Annotated in this window: 16 protein-coding genes; 9 read left to right on the top strand and 7 right to left on the bottom strand. The window is 72.5% G+C overall.

The window, feature by feature from the left end; translation table 11 throughout:
- Window positions 1–34: 34 nt before the first annotated feature.
- Window positions 35–193, bottom strand: a complete 159-nt coding sequence (locus ACIQZO_RS14360) for a transposase (RefSeq protein WP_403625745.1) — start codon at window positions 191–193, stop codon at window positions 35–37.
- A 565-nt stretch (window positions 194–758) separates the two neighbouring features.
- On the opposite strand from ACIQZO_RS14360, the gene ACIQZO_RS14355 reads away from it, so the two are divergent.
- Both ACIQZO_RS14355 and ACIQZO_RS14350 read left to right on the top strand, forming a co-directional pair.
- Window positions 759–1,895: a hypothetical protein gene (locus ACIQZO_RS14355; protein WP_403625182.1), complete on the top strand. Its 1,137-nt coding sequence runs from the start codon at window positions 759–761 to the stop codon at window positions 1,893–1,895.
- A 42-nt stretch (window positions 1,896–1,937) separates the two neighbouring features.
- On the top strand, window positions 1,938–3,029 hold the full coding sequence (locus tag ACIQZO_RS14350; RefSeq protein WP_403625179.1) for a phosphotransferase family protein: 1,092 nt from the start codon (window positions 1,938–1,940) through the stop codon (window positions 3,027–3,029).
- 150 nt (window positions 3,030–3,179) lie between these two features.
- Here ACIQZO_RS14350 and ACIQZO_RS14345 read toward each other — a convergent pair whose 3' ends face one another.
- A complete protein-coding gene (locus ACIQZO_RS14345) occupies window positions 3,180–3,659 on the bottom strand; it encodes a hypothetical protein (RefSeq protein WP_403625176.1) in 480 nt (159 codons plus the stop codon).
- Window positions 3,660–3,876: 217 nt separating this feature from the next.
- Here ACIQZO_RS14345 and ACIQZO_RS14340 point away from each other — a divergent pair, with 217 nt between their 5' ends.
- From ACIQZO_RS14340 to fxsA, 4 genes are all read left to right on the top strand, one after another.
- Window positions 3,877–4,317, top strand: a complete 441-nt coding sequence (locus tag ACIQZO_RS14340; protein ID WP_030011705.1) for an Lrp/AsnC family transcriptional regulator — start codon at window positions 3,877–3,879, stop codon at window positions 4,315–4,317.
- Between the two features lie 134 nt (window positions 4,318–4,451).
- On the top strand, window positions 4,452–6,080 hold the full coding sequence (locus ACIQZO_RS14335) for an amidohydrolase (protein WP_403625173.1): 1,629 nt from the start codon (window positions 4,452–4,454) through the stop codon (window positions 6,078–6,080).
- A 304-nt stretch (window positions 6,081–6,384) separates the two neighbouring features.
- Window positions 6,385–7,242, top strand: coding sequence for a polyprenol monophosphomannose synthase (locus tag ACIQZO_RS14330; RefSeq protein WP_403625170.1), 858 nt, complete (start codon window positions 6,385–6,387; stop codon window positions 7,240–7,242).
- Window positions 7,243–7,333: 91 nt separating this feature from the next.
- Entirely contained in the window at window positions 7,334–7,906 is a 573-nt protein-coding gene (gene fxsA, locus ACIQZO_RS14325) for an FxsA family membrane protein (protein WP_403625167.1), read from the top strand.
- 106 nt (window positions 7,907–8,012) lie between these two features.
- On the opposite strand, the gene ACIQZO_RS14320 is transcribed toward fxsA, so the two are convergent.
- The 3 genes from ACIQZO_RS14320 to ACIQZO_RS14310 form a co-directional block, all read right to left on the bottom strand.
- On the bottom strand, window positions 8,013–8,387 hold the full coding sequence (locus tag ACIQZO_RS14320) for an RNA polymerase-binding protein RbpA (protein WP_007262928.1): 375 nt from the start codon (window positions 8,385–8,387) through the stop codon (window positions 8,013–8,015).
- Between the two features lie 313 nt (window positions 8,388–8,700).
- Window positions 8,701–10,083 (bottom strand): MFS transporter, encoded by a 1,383-nt coding sequence (locus ACIQZO_RS14315; RefSeq protein WP_403625162.1) that lies wholly within the window; start codon window positions 10,081–10,083, stop codon window positions 8,701–8,703.
- A gap of 67 nt (window positions 10,084–10,150) precedes the next feature.
- Complete coding sequence (locus tag ACIQZO_RS14310) at window positions 10,151–10,921, bottom strand: glycerophosphodiester phosphodiesterase family protein (RefSeq protein WP_403625159.1); 771 nt, start codon at window positions 10,919–10,921, stop codon at window positions 10,151–10,153.
- Between the two features lie 226 nt (window positions 10,922–11,147).
- On the opposite strand from ACIQZO_RS14310, the gene ACIQZO_RS14305 reads away from it, so the two are divergent.
- The gene (locus ACIQZO_RS14305) at window positions 11,148–12,650 is read left to right on the top strand and encodes a PLP-dependent aminotransferase family protein (RefSeq protein WP_403625156.1); all 1,503 of its coding nucleotides are present in this window, start codon (window positions 11,148–11,150) and stop codon (window positions 12,648–12,650) included.
- Between the two features lie 61 nt (window positions 12,651–12,711).
- Here ACIQZO_RS14305 and ACIQZO_RS14300 read toward each other — a convergent pair whose 3' ends face one another.
- Together ACIQZO_RS14300 and ACIQZO_RS14295 are read right to left on the bottom strand one after the other, a co-directional pair.
- A complete protein-coding gene (locus tag ACIQZO_RS14300) occupies window positions 12,712–14,322 on the bottom strand; it encodes a hypothetical protein (protein ID WP_403625153.1) in 1,611 nt (536 codons plus the stop codon).
- Between the two features lie 69 nt (window positions 14,323–14,391).
- A complete protein-coding gene (locus ACIQZO_RS14295; RefSeq protein WP_030031218.1) occupies window positions 14,392–14,586 on the bottom strand; it encodes a hypothetical protein in 195 nt (64 codons plus the stop codon).
- A 330-nt stretch (window positions 14,587–14,916) separates the two neighbouring features.
- On the opposite strand from ACIQZO_RS14295, the gene ACIQZO_RS14290 reads away from it, so the two are divergent.
- Both ACIQZO_RS14290 and ACIQZO_RS14285 read left to right on the top strand, forming a co-directional pair.
- Complete coding sequence (locus tag ACIQZO_RS14290; RefSeq protein WP_403625150.1) at window positions 14,917–15,339, top strand: ankyrin repeat domain-containing protein; 423 nt, start codon at window positions 14,917–14,919, stop codon at window positions 15,337–15,339.
- 336 nt (window positions 15,340–15,675) lie between these two features.
- A complete protein-coding gene (locus ACIQZO_RS14285) occupies window positions 15,676–17,073 on the top strand; it encodes a HEAT repeat domain-containing protein (RefSeq protein WP_403625147.1) in 1,398 nt (465 codons plus the stop codon).
- Window positions 17,074–17,121: the final 48 nt, after the last annotated feature.

The following is a 17,121-nucleotide window of genomic DNA, read 5'->3' as shown; positions in this document are numbered from 1 at the left end:
CGGCGAAGATCGCGTCCCAGGTGCCCTCCGCCGATCAACATCTGTGCCGTTCGTACTCCGTCTTCCATGGACCGAAACGCGCAGGTAGGTTCCGCCATGGCGCCCCCGTGCGCATTGGGTACGGGGTCTCGTCGGTGACCCTGCGGTGGCCGGCCCACCCCGCCCCATGCCCATGCCAACGACCCGAACCCACGACGGTCACATGATCGGCCGGACATGCCCCAGTCCCGGACGGTCGTCGGTCGCGGTCGTCGAGGAGCGCCCACCGGTCGTGGGCGGCTTATGTCCGGCCACAGACGGTCGTCGGACGCTGAGACGTGTGGAGCGGGCAGCGGGTTGGTGCGCCCCCCGACCCGGCAGGCTGCTCCTGCGGGCCCGTCTCCTTTCTCGGCAGTCTTCGGTTTTCCGGGGCGGGTCGGTCGGTCAAGGGTGGCCGAAGGCCATCGCGCAGCGACGCGACGAGGGAGCGCCCTTGTGGGACCGGCACGACACGGAGAGACGATGAGGCTGACGGGAAACCCCCATACGCGGCTCTGACTACCGGCCCCGTGGATCCCGCCCCCACCGAGGCCCCCGCGCGCCCTCCACTCTGGCCCGTCTGGCTCCCATCCCGAGCCGCCCCGCCGCGCGACCGGGGGATCGGCGTGGCGTGACGGTCTGTCACACCGTGCCAGAAGGCTGGTCCCCGGGCGTATTTCTGACGTACCGTCATATTCGCTTGAGCCGCCCCTCGAAGCCGGCCCACCAGGAGGTTCGCCATGCCCGCCGACCGGCCCGTCGCGCTCGACGAATACCCCATCCACCAGGCTCCCTTGTCGATGAAGCACGTCGTCAGCGGCGACCGAAACGCTTACGACCGCTGCATCTTCCACGTCTTCGACCACGCCGGTCGCGCCGTCCTGATATTCGGCCTCGGCGTCTACCCCAACGCCGGGGTCATCGACGCCTACGCCACCCTCCGTATCGGCGACGAGCTCCTCGCCGTCCGGGCCTCCGACGCCCTCGGCGACGACCGGATGAGCCTCTCGGTGGGACCCCTGTCCATCACGGTGGACGTGCCGCTCAAGCGGCTCACGCTGCGCTGCGCTCCCGATCCGGCGGACCCGCACGGGCTCTCGTACGACATCACCTGGACCGCCGAGTTCCCTGCCGTCTGGGAGCCGCACCACGTCCAGCGGCGCGGTGACCGCCTCATGCTGGAAGGCCGCCGCTTCGTCCAGGCCGGCCAGGTCACCGGCACGATCCGGGCCAAGGGCGAGGAGTTCGTCCTCACGCCGGGGGAGTGGAGCGGTACCCGCGACCGGAGTTGGGGCGTGCGGCCGATTCCCGGGGAGGAGGGGGGTCGCGCGGCCGACGAGTACCGCCCGGAGGGCTTCCACTGGTTGTGGATCCCCGTCCGCTTCGAGGACCGTTTCGTCATGGTCATCGCGCAGGAGGACGCCGACGGCCACCGCACCCTGAACGAGGCCGTGCAGGTCTTCCCCGAGGGCAGCGGACGGCACGACGTCCAACTCGGCTGGCCCCACACCGACATCCGCTACCGCCCCGGCAGCCGACACCCCGAGCAGGCCGTCGTCCACCTCACCGATCCCGCCGACCGCAAGCCCATCGAGTTGGGCGTGGAGATCCTCAACTCCTCCCCGCTCGCGGTCGGTGCCGGTTACCCGCCCGCCGGTGACTGGCAGCACGGCACCTGGCAGGGCCGCGACTGGAGCGACCGCCGCGTCTACGACCTCTCCGACCCCGCGGCCCACCCGATGGCCGCCTTCGGGGTGACCGACCACTCCGCCCGCTTCACCCTCGACGGGCGGATCGGCCACGGCATCTTCGAGCACGGCAGCTTCGGGCGCCACGACCCGAGCGGCTTCGCCGACTACTCCTCCGTCGCGCCGTAGGACCAGTAGGACCAGTAGAACCAGCCGGAAAGGGGCTCATCCATGGCCACCGCACCACGTCCGCGTACCTCCACCCGGGAGCCCGAGGAGCTCGGCCGCCGCCTCGCCGCCTGGCTGGACACCAGGCTTCCCGGCGCGAAGGTCACCAACGTCTCCGTCCCAGGGTCCAACGGGATGTCGAGCGAGACCCTGCTCTTCGACATCGAGCACGCCGACACCCCACTGCACGCCTGCGCGCTGCGCCTCGCCGCCGACCCGGCGGCCTACACCGTCTTCCCGGCCTACGACATGCCGCGCCAGCACCGCGTGATGAGCCTGGTCGCCGAGCACACGGACCTGCCCGTCCCGCGCGTGCAGTGGCTGGAGGAGGATCCGGGGCCGCTGGGGGCGCCGTTCTTCGTGATGGCCCGTGCGGAGGGGCGGGTCCCGCCCGATGTGATGCCCTACACCTACGAGGGCAACTGGCTGCACGCCGCCACCGATGCCGAGCGCGCCGCCCTCCAGGAGGCGAGCATCTCGCTGCTGGCCCGCCTGCACGACCAGTTCCCGGCCAAGGAGGCCGAGTTCCTCCTCCCCGACGGCGAGGGCACGCCCTTGCGCCGGCACGTGGACGCCCAACGCGCCTACTACTCCTGGGTGGTGGGCGGACTCGTCCCGTCACCGCTCATCGAGCGGGCGTTCGCCCGCCTGGAGGAGCTGTGGCCGCAGGACGAGGGGCCCGCCGTCCTCAACTGGGGAGACGCCCGTATCGGCAACGTCATCTACGACGGGTTCTCGCCGGTGGCCGTGCTGGACTGGGAGATGGCCGCGTACGCCCCGCGCGAGGTGGACCTCGGCTGGACGGTCTACCTGCACCGGTTCTTCCAGGACCTCACGGTCGGCTTCGGCCAGCCCGGCCTGCCGGACTTCCTGCGCCGCGAGGACCTGGAGGGCCGGTACGCCGAACTCACGGGGCGCACCCCCCGGGACATGGAGTTCCACACCCTCTACGCGGCCCTGCGGCACGGGATCGTGATGCTCCGCATCGCCTACCGGCAGGCCCACTTCGGCGAGGTCGAGGTCCCGGCCGATCCGGACAGCCTGATCCTGCACCACGCCAGCCTGGCCGCCATGGTGCAGGGAACGTACTGGTAGCCGGTAGCCGGTAGCCGGTAGCCGGTAGCCGGTAGCCGGTAGCCGGTAGCCGGTAGCCGGTAGCCGGTAGCCGACCGCGACCGAGCGGGGCGCCGGGCGAGTGGGGGAGTCAGGGGTACCGGAAAGGGCGGCCCGGTGGCCGGCAGGCCGTCAGGCGGCCTGGGCGTGCTGCTGCCGCGTCTGCGTCTGCGGCCGCGGCAGCACGGGGCTCACCCCGCGGACCGGACGCGAGCCGGGACCGCCGACGTGCGAGAAGGGCTGCGTCCGCCAGTCCAGCCCCTGGGGAAGGGCCGACAGGACGAAGGTTTCGAGCTCCTGCGCCTCCACGGGCTGGATCATGCCCAGGGTGGGCAGCGCGTCGCTCGCGGGCCGCCCGGTGCCCGCGCACACGGTGAGGCCGAAGGGGTTCCACGGGGTCAGGCAGAGGGCGTGCTGGGGCAGGAACTCCTCGTCCGCGACGAGGGCGATCGACTGGCCGCAGTCGGGGCAGATCGCGTGGTGGATCTCGAAGCCCTCGAACTCGTCGAGGTAGTCGCTGTCCCCGGCGTCGTCCGGATAGGTGCCGTCCGCGGAATCGAGCAGTTCCAGGGGCTCCGGTTCGGTGCGACCGGCGCGCTTGGTATTCAGCATGGATGTACTCCCCCTTGGGTGGGCCGGGCGGGCAGGTTCTTCGGCCTCGGCCACAGCAACCAATTCCCGTCGAGCGTCACGAGTAACCACAACAGACAGGCCTCCACCTGCATACCCCTGTGGCCTTCGTCACATGCCTGCCGCAGATGCCTCCAGTGGGCGGACAGCACTGGGCCTGGAGCGCCCTTGGGCCGTAAGTTGAGCGGCTATGAGCGCAATGGAGGAGCTGGACCGCCAGATCGTTGATCTGCTCGTGCGGGACGGGCGGATGAGCTACACGGATCTGGGCAAGGCCACGGGACTGTCCACGTCGGCAGTCCATCAGCGAGTACGACGTCTCGAGCAGCGCGGAGTGATCCGCGGCTATGCGGCCGTGGTCGATCCGGAGGCCGTCGGCCTGCCGCTGACCGCGTTCATCTCGGTCAAGCCCTTCGACCCGAGCGCCCCGGACGACATCGCCGACCGGCTGGCCGGGGTCCCCGAGATCGAGGCCTGCCACAGCGTCGCGGGCGACGAGAACTACATCCTGAAGGTGCGCGTCGCCACCCCGCTGGAGCTGGAAGACCTCCTGGGCCGGCTGCGCGCCCTCGCCCACGTCTCGACGCGTACGACGGTCGTCCTCTCCACCCCCTACGAGGCCCGCCCGCCCCGCGTCTGACCCGTGCCCGCCCCCGTGCCCGCCCCGAGCGGCATGCCGGCGCGCAACACCCCGCGCCCGCCCCGCTCCCGCCCCCGCTTCCGAGCGGGACCCGGTGGTCGGTCCGGGGTGGGCGACGCGGGACACTGGTCGGCATGACTGACCGCACCGCCCACTCCGCCGACGCCGCCGGAGCACCGACCAGGACCGTCCTCCTCCGCGGGGGCGAGGTACACAGCCCCGCCGACCCCTTCGCCACCGCGATGGTCGTCGAGCGCGGCCGGATCGCCTGGGTCGGTTCCGAGGGCGCCGCCGACGCCTTCGCGCAGGGCGTGGACGAGGTCGTCGACCTGGGCGGCGCGCTCGTCACGCCCGCCTTCACCGACGCCCACGTCCACACCACCTCCGCGGGCCTGGCCCTGACCGGCCTGGATCTCACCGGAGCGCGCTCCCTGGCCGCCGCGCTGGACCTCGTACGCGCGTACGCCGCGAGCCGTCCGGCCGACCGGGTGCTCCTCGGGCACGGCTGGGACGCCGCCCGCTGGCCCGAGCGGCGGGCCCCGTACCGCGCCGAGCTCGACGAGGCCACCGGTGGCCGCCCGCTCTACCTCAGCCGCGTCGACGTGCACTCGGCGGTGGTCACCACGGCCCTGCTCGCCCTCGTCCCGGGCGTACGACCCGACGGGGACCGGCCGCTGACCGGCGACGGCCACCACGCCGTACGGCGGGCCGCGCTGGCCGCCGTCACCCCCGCCCAGCGCGCGGAGGCCCAGCGGGCCGCCCTCGACCGCGCCGCCTCCCTCGGGATCGGCTCCGTGCACGAGTGCGGCGGGCCCGAGATCTCCTCCGCCGAGGACTTCACGGGGCTGCTCGCCCTGGCCGCAGAGCGGCCCGGTCCGCGCGTCTTCGGGTACTGGGCCGACCGGGACCTCGACCTGGCCCGGGACCTCGGGGCCGTCGGAGCGGCCGGCGACCTGTTCATCGACGGCGCCCTCGGCTCGCACACCGCCTGCCTGCACGCCCCGTACGCCGACGCCGCGCACACCGGCACCGAATACCTCGACGCGCACGCCGTCACCGAGCACGTGGCCGCCTGCACCGAGGCGGGGCTCCAGGCCGGTTTCCACGCCATCGGCGACGCCGCGGTCACCGCCGTCGTCGAGGGGGTCCGGGCGGCCGCCGAGAAGGTCGGCCCGGCTCGCGTCCGCGCCGCCCGGCACCGGGTGGAGCACGCGGAGATGATGACCCCCGCCACCATCGCCGCTTTCGCGGAGCTCGGGCTCACCGCCTCCGTGCAGCCCTCCTTCGACGCGGCCTGGGGCGGCGAGGACGGCATGTACGCCGATCGGCTCGGCGCCGAGCGCGCCCGCACCCTCAACCCGTACGCGGCCATGCTCAAGGCCGGTGTCCCGCTGGCCTTCGGCTCGGACGCGCCGGTGACCCCGCTCGACCCGTGGGGCACTGTCCGCGCGGCCGCCTTCCACCGGACGCCCGAGCACCGGATCTCCGTACGGGCCGCCTTCACCGCCCACACACGGGGCGGCTGGCGGGCGCTGGGCCGCGACGACGCGGGCGTCCTCGTCCCCGGCGCACCCGCCGACTACGCGGTGTGGCGGACGGGCGATCTGATCGTCCAGGCTCCCGACGACCGGGTCGCCCGCTGGTCCACCGACCCCCGCTCGGGCACGCCCGGACTGCCCGACCTGACCCCCGGTTCCGAACTGCCGGTGTGCCTCGCGACCGTCGTCGGCGGGCGGGAGGTATTCGTACGGCCACAGGGGTGATCCGGCGGGCCTCGGTTCGGTACGGGCGGTCGGACCCGGATAAGTTCGGCCCGGTCCACCACAGGAAGTCCGTGCCGGATGAATCCGTCTGCGCAGCGCGCCCGCGCCTCGGGGGCGAGGGAAGGTTTCGCCGGGCGGCGGTGGCCCCGGATCGGGTGCCGGCGGTCCAGTAGACAACGGTCACGGCGGCCCGCAGCCAGCGGGCGTCCGACCGGCCCGAAGGACCGCGGGCCCCGATCCCTGTTCTAAAGTCATCCTCTGCGACCAGACGTACAGGACGTGCAAGCGCACAAAAGGGGACTCAGTGAGCGACGGCGGACAGCGGACCTACGGGCCGCTCGGTACAGCCTTGGTGATCATTCCGACCTACAACGAGGCGGAGAACATCGGGCTGATCGTCGGGCGCGTCCGCGCGGCGGTGCCCGAGGCCCACATCCTGGTCGCGGACGACAACAGCCCCGACGGCACCGGCAAGCTCGCCGACGAGCTATCGGTCGGCGACGACCACGTCCACGTCCTGCACCGCAAGGGCAAGGAAGGGCTCGGCGCCGCCTACCTGGCCGGCTTCGTCTGGGGCCTGGAGGCGAGCTACGGGGTGATCGTCGAGATGGACGCCGACGGGTCCCACCAGCCCGAGGAGCTCCCTCGGCTGCTCACCGCGCTGGCGGGCGCCGACCTGGTCCTCGGCTCCCGGTGGGTGCCGGGCGGCCGCGTCGTCAACTGGCCCAAGAGCCGGGAATTCCTCTCGCGCGGCGGTTCGACCTACTCGCGGCTGATGCTGGACGTCCCGATCCGGGACGTGACCGGCGGCTACCGCGCCTTCCGTCGCGAGACCCTGGAGGGTCTGGGCCTGGAGGAGGTGGCCTCCGCGGGCTACTGCTTCCAGGTCGACCTGGCCCGCAGGGCCGTGCGGAAGGGTTTCCGTGTGGTGGAGGTGCCCATCACCTTCGTCGAGCGCGAGTTCGGCGACAGCAAGATGAGCAAGGACATCGTGGTGGAGGCCCTGTGGCGGGTCACGCAGTGGGGCGTCAAGGCCCAGGCGTCCAAGCTGCTGGGCAAGGCGACCGGCAAGGTCACCGGCAAGGCCACGGGTAAGGCCACGGGTAAGGCCACGGGTAAGGCCACCGGCAAGGAGACCGGCCGCCCGGAGGACAGGGCCTGATCCGGCCCTTCCGGCGGGGCGCGCCCCCTAGGGGCTGTCCGGTACCTCCGGCTGAGGCCGCTTTTATGCGACCCCAGGCACACTGGGTGGTATGACGACCGGCATGTCCACGGCCCCCCGGCGGCGCTCGCCCGCCCGAACCTTCCTCCCCCTGGCCATCGCCGCCTGGCTGATCCTCGAGATCTGGCTGCTCACCCTGGTCGCGGACGCGGCCGGCGGGCTCGCCGTGGCCGCGCTGCTGGCGGGCGGCATCGTCCTGGGCGCGGTGGTCATCAAGCGGGCAGGGCGGCGTGCCTTCAAAAACCTGACGGCCACCTTCCAGCAGGCCCAGCAGGGGCAGCAGCCCACTCCGCAGCAGCCCGGCCAGGGCAATGGCCTCACCATGCTCGCGGGCCTGCTGCTGATGATGCCGGGCCTGATCTCGGATGCGGTGGGCCTGGTCCTGCTGCTGCCGCCCGTCCGGGCCTGGATCGGCCGTAGGGCCGCCCGCTCGCTGGAGCGGAAGATGGCCTCGGCCCCCGCCGGTACCTTCGGTGACGCCTTCCAGCAGGCCCGGATCCACTACCCCGACGGCAAGGTCGTCCAGGGTGAGGTCATCCGCGAGGACCGGCCGGGGCAGCAGGACGGCCCGGACACGGCGTACCGCCCGCCGCTGGCCCCCTAACAAGCTCCGGGCGCCCCCTCGGGCACCCGGAGGAACGCGGAAAAGCCGAGGGGCCCCGCCACACACTGTGTGGCGGGGCCCCTCGGCTTGTGTATCCGTCCGGCTGTCAGGCGGACTTGCGGCTGTCCCGCGGATGCACGGCAATGTTCATGGCGCCGGAACGCAGGACCGCGAGCCTTTCGGCAAGCACTTCCTCCAGTTCCTCGCGGGTGCGTCGCTCCATGAGCATGTCCCAGTGCGTTCGCGCAGGCTTGCCCTTCTTCTCTTCGGGCCCATCCCCGTCCACCAGGAGTGCCATGGCGCCGCACGCCTTGCACTCCCACTCCGGCGGAATTTCTGCCTCAACCGAGAACGGCATCTCAAATCGATGTCCGTTCTGGCATGCGTACTCCACCGCCTGGCGCGGGGCCAGATCGATGCCGCGGTCCGTCTCGTAGCTGGTAACCACGAGGCGCGTACCGCGGAGAGCTCGCTCACTCATGAATCGTGCCTCCCGGGCTTGTCGCCCACAGGACAGGTGTCGCTGTCGTCGTCATCCGGTCAACGTCCGGTCGGCGGTATAGATTCCCGCTCCGGGTCGTGCGTCGCCCGTCGTACCGCCCCTTGTTGTACCCACCAGTGCCCGTTTTGTCACATCTGGCAGCAGATGTCACCCAACGTCCACGCTTCTTGAGCGCGCAGTAACGGTCCGCCTGGCAGGTCAAAGGCGTACACTACCGGCCCTTTGCTTCAACGTCTAAATTCGTTCGGAATTCGTTCGTAGATCCGGGCGGTGCGCACTCGAGGACCCCTCTTCAGATCCGCTCCGGTACAGGATTGCCTGCCGCCTCCACCGCGCGCCGCACCGGCACTCGCGCCAGGAGCACGAATCCCAGTGCGAAGAAGACCACCAGCGAGATGATCGCGTCCCGGTAGCTCCCCGTGAGCTGGTACGTCAGGCCGAACACCAGGGGCCCCACCCAGCTCAGGCCGCGGTCGCTCATCTCGTACGCCGAGAAGTACTCGGCCTCCTTTCCCGCCGGCACCAGGTGCGAGAACAGCGAACGCGACAATGCCTGGCTGCCTCCCAGCACCAGTCCGATCATCGCGGCGAGAGCGAAGAACCACACCGGGGTCCGGGCCGGCAGGAAGTATCCGGCCGCCAGCGTCACCGCCCACGCCGCCAGGGAGCCCAGGATCGTCCGCTTGGCTCCGTAGATCCGGGCGAGGCGGCCCATGCCCAGCGCGCCGGCCACGGCCAGGATCTGGACCAGTAGCACCGCACCAATCAGGGTGCCCTGCTCCAGCTGGAGCTCCTCCTTGCCGTAGATGGAGGCCTGGGAGATGACGGTCTGCACGCCGTCGTTGTAGATCAGATAGGCGAGCAGGAACGACAGGGTCAGCGGGTAGCGCCGCATGTCCTTCAGGGTGGCGACGAGCTGCTTCCACCCGCTGACGGCGGGAGCGGCCCCCGGATCCCGGACCACGGCCCGGTCCCGCAGCCGGCGCAGCGGGATCAGCGCGAAGGCGCCCCACCACAGGCCCGCCGAGGCCAGGCAGATCCGCACCGCATCGCTCTTCGTGAGGCCGAAGGAGTCGTGGCCCAGGTAGAGGACCAGGTTGACCACCAGCATCAGGGAGCCCGCGGTGTACCCGAAGGCCCAGCCCCGCGAGGAGACGGCGTCGCGCTCGTCGGGTGTGGAGATCTGCGGCAGGTAGGCGTTGTAGAGCACCATCGAGACGGACAGCGAGGCGTTCGCCACGACGAGCAGCAGACCGCCCAGCAGATAGCGGTCGCCGCCCAGGAAGAACATCCCGGTCGTCGCCGCAGCGCCGACGTACGCGGCGGCCGCCAGCAGCGGCTTCTTGCGCCCCGTCCGGTCGGCGACGGCTCCCACCATCGGCATCAGCAGGACGGCCAGGATCACCGAGGCCGAGACCGAGTAGGCGAAGAAGGAGCCGGCCCGCACCGGGATCCCCAGCGGGTGGACGAAGCCCTCGGGGTCGGCGGCGGCCTTCGCCAGCTCGGTCAGGTAGGGACCGAGGAAGACCGTCAGCACGCTCGCGGAGTAGACGGACACGGCGAAGTCGTAGAAGTACCAGCCCCGCTGCTCACGCTTGCGCTCGGCGGCCGCCCCTCTGCCGTCCTCCGCCCCGGGTTCCGCTTCCTCGGTCCTGCTGCTTTCTTCCGCACTCATGCGGTGTCCCCCTCGCTGGTCCCGTACGACAGCGGCCGCCGTGCCCGCACGGAGAGCGAAAGGCGAGTCAGGCCCAGGCCCCGCGTCGGTCCAGCACCGTGCGCAAGATGTCGATCCGGTCGGTCATGATGCCATCGACACCCAGATCGAGGAGAGCCTCCATACGTTCCGGTTCGTTCACGGTCCAGACGTGCACCTGGAGTCCCCGCTCGTGCGCGGTGCGTACGAACCGGCGGTCGACCACGCGGATGCCGGCCTGGGTCTCCGGAACCTGCGCCGCCACGGCGCCGACGCGCAGCGCCGCGGGAATGGCGTAGGAGCGCAGCCGCAGCCCGACCACCCCGCGCACGCCGTAGGAGGTCGCCAGCCGGGGGCCGGCGATCTTCTGGGCGCGGGCCACCCGGCTCTCCGAGAACGAACCGACGCAGACCCGGTCCCAGACCCCGGCCCGCGCGATCAGGTTGACCAGCGGGTGGAGCGCCGACTCGGCCTTGACGTCGATGTTCCAGCGGGAGTCCGGGAACTCCTCCAACAGCTCCTCGAAGAGCGGCAGCGGCTCGGTGCCCGCGACCCTGGCCTCACGGACCTGCTTCCAGGGCAGCTCGGCGATCCGGCCCCGGCCGTCGGTGACCCGGTCCAGTGTGGAGTCGTGGAAGGCGACCAGCTTCCCGTCGACCGTGGCGTGCACATCGGTCTCGAAGTACCGGTAGCCGGCCCCGGCGGCCCGGCGGAAGGCGGCGGCGGTGTTCTCCAGACCGTCCGCGGCACCTCCCCGGTGGGCGAAGGGGATCGGAGCCGGGTGGTCCAGATACGGATGGCGAAGGCGTACGTGCGTCACGGCGGCAGTATGCCCCTTGTTACCGGTGGGGAGGGTGCGGCCGTACGGCCGCGGGGTGAACGGGGCGCCACGGAGGCGCTCCGGCCCGCACCGCCGGGCGTCCGGCGGTGCCCCGCCCCTGGCCCGGGTGGCCCCCGGCGTGACAGGCTGTGGGCGCGGAAGCAATCCAATACCGGCGGAGCCCCCGGTCGGGCGAGGCCAATTCTATGAAGGTGGACCGGACAGCATGGCCGAATGGACCTCGGCGGTCGGTGCCGCACAGCTCGCCCGCCTCATCACCTCCCAGCAGGAGCGGCCCAGTGTGCCCGGGGCCCGGAAACCGCCCGCCTACCGGACCCTCGCCGACGGCATCCGCGTCCTCGTCCTCGAGGGCCGGATCCCGGTCGCCGCCCGGCTGCCCGCCGAGCGCGAGCTGGCCGTCGCCCTCTCGCTCAGCCGCACCACCGTCGCCGCCGCGTACGAGGCGCTGCGGGGCGAGGGGTTCCTGGAGTCCCGCCGCGGCTCCGGCAGCTGGACCTCCGTCCCGGCCGGGAACCCGCTGCCCGCCCGCGGCCTGGAGCCGCTGCCGCCGGAGTCCCTCGGCTCGATGATCGACCTCGGCTGCGCCGCCCTCCCGGCCCCCGAGCCCTGGCTCACCAAGGCCGTGCAGGGCGCCCTGGAGGAACTGCCGCCGTACGCGCACACCCACGGGGACTACCCGGCGGGTCTGCCCGCGCTGCGCCGCATGCTCGCCGACCGCTACACCGAGCAGGGCATTGCGACCATGCCCGAGCAGATCATGGTCACCACGGGCGCGATGGGCGCCATCGACGCCATCTGCAGCCTCTTCGCCGGGCGCGGGGAGCGGATCGCCGTCGAGTCCCCCTCCTACGCCAACATCCTTCAGCTCATGCGCGCCGCCGGGGTGCGCCTGGTCCCCGTCGCCATGGCCGACGGCCTCAGCGGGTGGGACATGGACGTCTGGCGGCAGGTGCTGCGCGATTCGGCCCCGCGCCTCGCCTACGTGGTCGCCGACTTCCACAACCCGACCGGCGCCCTGGCCTCCGAGGACCAGCGCCGCGCCATGGTGGAGGCCGCCCGGTCGGCCGGCACCGTCCTGGTGGCCGACGAGACCATGCTGGAGCTCCAGCTGGACCCTGACCTGGAGATGCCCCGCCCGGTGTGCTCCTTCGACCCGTCCGGAAGCACGGTCGTCACCGTCGGCTCCGCCAGCAAGGCCTTCTGGGCGGGCATGCGGATCGGCTGGGTCCGCGCCGCCCCCGACGTGATCCGCAGCCTGGTCGCGGCCCGCGCCTACGCCGACCTGGGCACCCCGGTGCTGGAACAGCTCGCGGTGAACTGGCTGATGCGGACCGGGGGCTGGCAGGAGGCCGTCGGGATCCGCCGGCATCAGGCCCGGGAGAACCGCGACGCGCTGGTCGCGGCGGTGCGCCGGGAACTGCCGGACTGGGAGTTCGAGGTCCCGCGGGGCGGGCTGACGCTCTGGGCCCGCGCGGGCGGGCTCTCCGGCTCCCGGCTGGCCGAGGTGGGGGAGCGGGTCGGCGTACGGGTCCCCTCGGGGCCGCGGTTCGGCGTGGACGGCGCCTTCGAGGGCTATGTCCGGCTGCCCTTCACCGTGGGCGGTCCGGTGGCCGAGGAGGCCGCCGCGCGGCTGGCGGCGGCGGCCCGGCTGGTCGGCACGGGTGCGGGCGGCAGCGGGGCGGAGCCGCCCCGCACGTTCGTGGCGTAGCGAAAGCGCCGGCTCCGCCGCGGGCGGGTCGCTCCGCCGCCGGGCATCGGGGCGCCGGGCGTCAGGGTGCCTCGGCCGCGACCTCCGGGGCGCCCTGGCCCGCGGCCTGTGCCTGGAGCGGCTTGCCCAGCGTGAGGTCGCCGCGGCCGGCGCCTCCGGGGCCCTGCTGCCGTTCCGGCAGCATTTCCAGTACGGCCTGGCGGTACGCCGGGTGCGTGGCCTCGTCGTACGGGTCGGGGGTGGCGGGCACCTGTACGCGGTGCACGGGCCCGGTGCCGAGCCGGGCGTAGCCGCGCCCCGGCGGGACCTGGGCCGTGGGGGTGGTGTGCGGCGGCAGTCCCAGTACGTCGGCGATCTGCTGGACGGCGGCGGGCCCGAGCACGACGCGGGCACGGGTGTGCTGCCAGACGGCGTCGTTCAGCAGTTCCAGGTGCCCGAACTGCTCGACCACCACCACCGTGACGTGCGCGGGCCGCCCGTGCCGCAGCGGCACCTGCAACTGGGCCAGCGGATCGGGGCCGCCCTCGGCGATGGCCAGATGGGCCAGCACGCTCGGCTGGTCCAGCAGGATCCACAGCGGCCGCCGGGTGTCCTCGGGCGCCGGTCGTCCGACTTCGCGGGCCCGGTGGGTGGCGATGAGCCGCCGCTCGGTCTCCTGGGCGGCCCATTCCAGCGTGGCCTGTGCCCCGGTCGGCCCGCACTCCACGGCGAGGACGCCGCCCCGGCCGGCCAGGCACGCGTACTCGCCGCTGCCGCCGCCGTCGATGATCAGTACGTCGCCCCCGTGCCGCAGGGCCTGCAGGGCGACGGAGCGCAGCAGGGTGGAGGTGCCGCTGCCGGGCTGGCCGACGGCCAGCAGGTGGGGCTCGGTGGAGCGGGGCCCGGTGCGCCAGATCACCGGCGGCACGTCCCGGGGTTCGTCGCCCTCCAGGACGGGCAGGGTGCGCTGCACGCCGGAGGCGTCGGTGAAGCCGAGCACGGTCTCGCCGGGCGAGGTGACGAACGGCTGGGCGGCGATGCCCGTCGGCAGCGCCGCCAGCACCTTCAGGTCGAGCTGGTTGCCCTCCTCGTCCCAGTCGAAGAGATACTCCCGTCCGCGCCCGGACTTGGCGTGCAGCAGTGCCTCGATCCGGGCCCGTGAGGTGGCCTCGCCGTCGGTGAAGTAGGCCGGGTAGCGGATGTGGAGCCGGGTGATGCGGCCCGCCTCGTCGAACTCGTAGCCGCTGAAGGCCTTGTCCCAGTCCCCGCCGTGGGCGAAGAGCGGGTTCGGGTCCTCCGGGACGGAGAAGTACGGCACGAGGGCTTCGTAGAGGGAGCCGAGCCGTTCGGTCTCGGCATCGCTGGGTCCGGTCTTCGCCGGGGTGCGGTCGCGTCCGTGCCAGGCCGCCGCCGCCATGAGGGTGATCAGGGCGAGCAGCGGGCCGTAGGGGACGAGCGCGACCACGAGGACGCACGCGGCCCCCAGGAACAGCGCGGGACCACGCTTGTCCTTGGGGGTCTCGGACCACCTCCGCCGCCCGGACGCGGCCAGGATGCGCAGGCCGCGTCCGATGACGAGGAGCGGTTGGAGGACGTCCGTGGCACTGTCGGCGGCCGTGCGAGCGAGGTCGCGGCCCCGGGCCAGCGACATGGTGCCGCTGCTGAGGATGCGGGGAAGTGGGCGCCGGGCCACGGGCGTCTCCTGGAGTTGTGGGTGTGACGGTGATTCGGGTGCTGCTGGTGTCTCTGCCTGTGGGCCGGGCTAGAGCTTGATCCCGCCGAGGAGGCTCGCGAGGCTCGCTGTGCTCGCCGTGATGCTCGGGGCGATGGCGGAGCCGGCGAGGAAGAAGCCGAAGAGCGAGCAGACGAACGCGTGCGTCAGCTTCATCCCGTCCTTCTTGAAGAAGAGGAAGCAGATGATGCCGAGCAGGACCACGCCTGAGATGGACAGAACCATGAGGTTTTCTCCTGGTGGGTGGGGACAGTCACCATCAGTTCTTCCAGGCTCACAGGAAGTATCAATGCGACAAAAGGTGCATATGGGTGAATCCTGGGGTTTTTCACTTGACCGGCTCAGCCCGGCTGGCGTGACCGGCGCGGGGCGGGTCGAAGGCGATCATTGCCTCGGCCTGGCCCGGACATGTGCAGGCCAGGGCGCTACTCTGGCGATTCACCCGTACGGACGCAGTGCCGTGCACCCCCCTGCCCGCCCGGCCTCCGACCGGGTCCTGGCTGCCGCGACGGGCGGGCGGACCATGTCAGCAACGAGTGAAAGGCGGTACGGATCATGAGCGAGCACGCCGCAGAGGGCTCCGGCTCCCAGGGCGTCCCCGACGAGGACGTCATCGAGCTGGCCACCAAGATCTTCGACCTCGCCCGTCAGGGTGAGACCGAGACGCTGGCCGCCTACCTGGACGCCGGTGTCCCGGCGAACCTCACCAACGACCGCGGCGACACTCTGGTCATGCTGGCCGCCTACCACGGCCACGCCGAGGCCGTGTCGGCCCTGCTGGCCCGCGGCGCCGAGGCGGACCGCGCCAACGACCGCGGCCAGACCCCGCTCGCCGGTGCGGTCTTCAAGGGCGAGGAGGCCGTCATCCGCGCCCTGCTCGCCGGAGGGGCCGACCCGAACGCCGGAACCCCCTCCGCCGTGGACACGGCGCGCATGTTCGCCAAGGCCGACCTGCTGGAACTTTTCGGAGCCAAGTAGTCCGGTTTTGCCGGGGATCTGGCCGGGCCCGGACACATCCCGAGCTCACAGATTGGTCACGGCGGCCATAAATGTGGTCGCGGTGCACAAACCGGCTGGGTCATCATGGCGTCGGATTCGATTCGCGAGCACGGGGGACGGGCAGATGCGGGCGAGCGAGATACGAGGGGTGTGCGAGGCCGGCCCGGCCTCCATGATCACGAAGCACCGACGAGAGTGAGAAGGCAATGGTCTACATCGAGCGGAACATGACGGCGGACGTCCTCACATGCTGTTACGCGGCCCTGTGAATCCCGATTCCCGGTTGCGTCCCCAGCTTGATTTGAGGCCATTCCCATGTTCGAACCAGTCATAGCGCCGAGCGGTACCCTGCTCGGGCTCCTCCAGCGGGGCCGCGGCGACGGCACGCTGCACGCACTCGCGGCGCCCAGGGCGGAGGCCCTCGAGGCCCTCAACCTGTGCGTGCTCCGCGACCCGCGCCAGGACTGGCAGGTCGAGAACCGCTCCCTGTACTACGCCCGGCTCTACCTGGACCTCGCCGGTCCGCTGGGCGAGATCGAGGCGCACCTCTTCAGTGCCGACGACCTCGTCGACGAAGAGGACCACCGCACGGGCCTCGCCCTGTCCGTCCTGGGCCACCTGGCCTCGTACGGCCGCGACGACGCGCTCATGCTGCTGCGCCGCTACGCCGCCACCGGGGCGAATTGGGCCTGGGCGCTCGACGAGCTGGCCCTGCGCGACGACGACGAAGGCCTGCGGTCCCTGGCCGCGGCCGTCCTCGCCCGCTTCCCCGCCACCGCGGAGGGCGAGGCGCGGCTGGCCGCCGCCGTCCGCGATGCCTACGAGCCCCGCCCGTGGTGCCTGTGGGAGGAGACCCCCCAGTACGGGGAGCGCCTGCGCGCCGCCCGCCAGCAGGGCTCCTTCGACCGCTGGCAGCGGCAGATGGACCCGAGCGGGCCCCGGCCCGGCTGGGGCGTCCAGGCCGTATTCGACTGGGCCGCCGACGGCCTGCGCCGCGGTACCCCGCTGCACGTCCCCGCAGCCCGCTGCCTGGCCGCGGTGGCCCAGCCCGAGGACCGCTCCGCGATCCTCGCGGCAGCCGCCGGCGCCGACGGCGAGGCCGCCCGGGCCACCGCCCTGCACCACCTGGTCCTCGCCGAACCGGAGAACCCGGCCGTCCTGGACCTGATCGAAGCCGCCGCAGACGAGCCCGCCGTGGCCGCCTACGAGCGGATGTGCGGCCCCGAGGCCGTCGAACGGGCCCGACGCTGGGCCCACCGCCCCGACGCCCTCGGCGAGGCCGCCGCGGCCATCCTGGCCGCACGCGGCGGCGCCGAGGACGCGGTCCTGGTGCTGGGCGCGCTGCGCTCCACCGTCCGCGGCGCCGGCCCGGACACCCGGCGGCTGTTCGCCCTGGTGGACGGGGCCGGCCGGCTCGCCATCGGCTGCGCGGCCCCCGTACTGCGCCACGTCTACCGCGAGACCGCCTCGTCCCACCTGCGCGGCCGGGCCGCCCGGGCCCTGGCCAGCACCGACCCCTCCTTCGCGGCGGGCTTCGCCGTCGAATGCCTCTGGGACTGCGAGGAGACCACCCGCGAGGTGGCGGCCCACCACGCCGAAACGGCCGACGCCCGCGTGGCACCCAGGCTGCGCCGCCTGGCCACCGATCCGGCCGAGGAGGAGGACGTCCAGTCGGCCGTCCGCAGCCGCATCGCCCCCGAGTCCGCGGTGTAGCGCCCCCGCCGGGCCGCCGCACGGTCCGCGATCCGCAGCCGGAAGCAC

The sequence above is a fragment of the Streptomyces sp. NPDC097617 genome, from assembly GCF_044761485.1.
Lineage (GTDB): Bacteria > Actinomycetota > Actinomycetes > Streptomycetales > Streptomycetaceae > Streptomyces.
This window is presented reverse-complemented; position numbering and strand designations above follow the sequence as displayed.

Coding starts and splice junctions, on each gene's coding strand:
- ACIQZO_RS14340 (WP_030011705.1), top strand. CDS start 3,877: ATGGAGGAGCTGGACCGCCAGATCGTTGATCTGCTCGTGCGGGACGGG.
- ACIQZO_RS14355 (WP_403625182.1), top strand. CDS start 759: ATGCCCGCCGACCGGCCCGTCGCGCTCGACGAATACCCCATCCACCAG.
- ACIQZO_RS14350 (WP_403625179.1), top strand. CDS start 1,938: ATGGCCACCGCACCACGTCCGCGTACCTCCACCCGGGAGCCCGAGGAG.
- ACIQZO_RS14315 (WP_403625162.1), bottom strand. CDS start 10,083: ATGAGTGCGGAAGAAAGCAGCAGGACCGAGGAAGCGGAACCCGGGGCG.
- ACIQZO_RS14345 (WP_403625176.1), bottom strand. CDS start 3,659: ATGCTGAATACCAAGCGCGCCGGTCGCACCGAACCGGAGCCCCTGGAA.
- ACIQZO_RS14335 (WP_403625173.1), top strand. CDS start 4,452: ATGACTGACCGCACCGCCCACTCCGCCGACGCCGCCGGAGCACCGACC.
- ACIQZO_RS14320 (WP_007262928.1), bottom strand. CDS start 8,387: ATGAGTGAGCGAGCTCTCCGCGGTACGCGCCTCGTGGTTACCAGCTAC.
- ACIQZO_RS14285 (WP_403625147.1), top strand. CDS start 15,676: ATGTTCGAACCAGTCATAGCGCCGAGCGGTACCCTGCTCGGGCTCCTC.
- ACIQZO_RS14290 (WP_403625150.1), top strand. CDS start 14,917: ATGAGCGAGCACGCCGCAGAGGGCTCCGGCTCCCAGGGCGTCCCCGAC.
- ACIQZO_RS14305 (WP_403625156.1), top strand. CDS start 11,148: ATGGCCGAATGGACCTCGGCGGTCGGTGCCGCACAGCTCGCCCGCCTC.
- fxsA (WP_403625167.1), top strand. CDS start 7,334: ATGACGACCGGCATGTCCACGGCCCCCCGGCGGCGCTCGCCCGCCCGA.
- ACIQZO_RS14295 (WP_030031218.1), bottom strand. CDS start 14,586: ATGGTTCTGTCCATCTCAGGCGTGGTCCTGCTCGGCATCATCTGCTTC.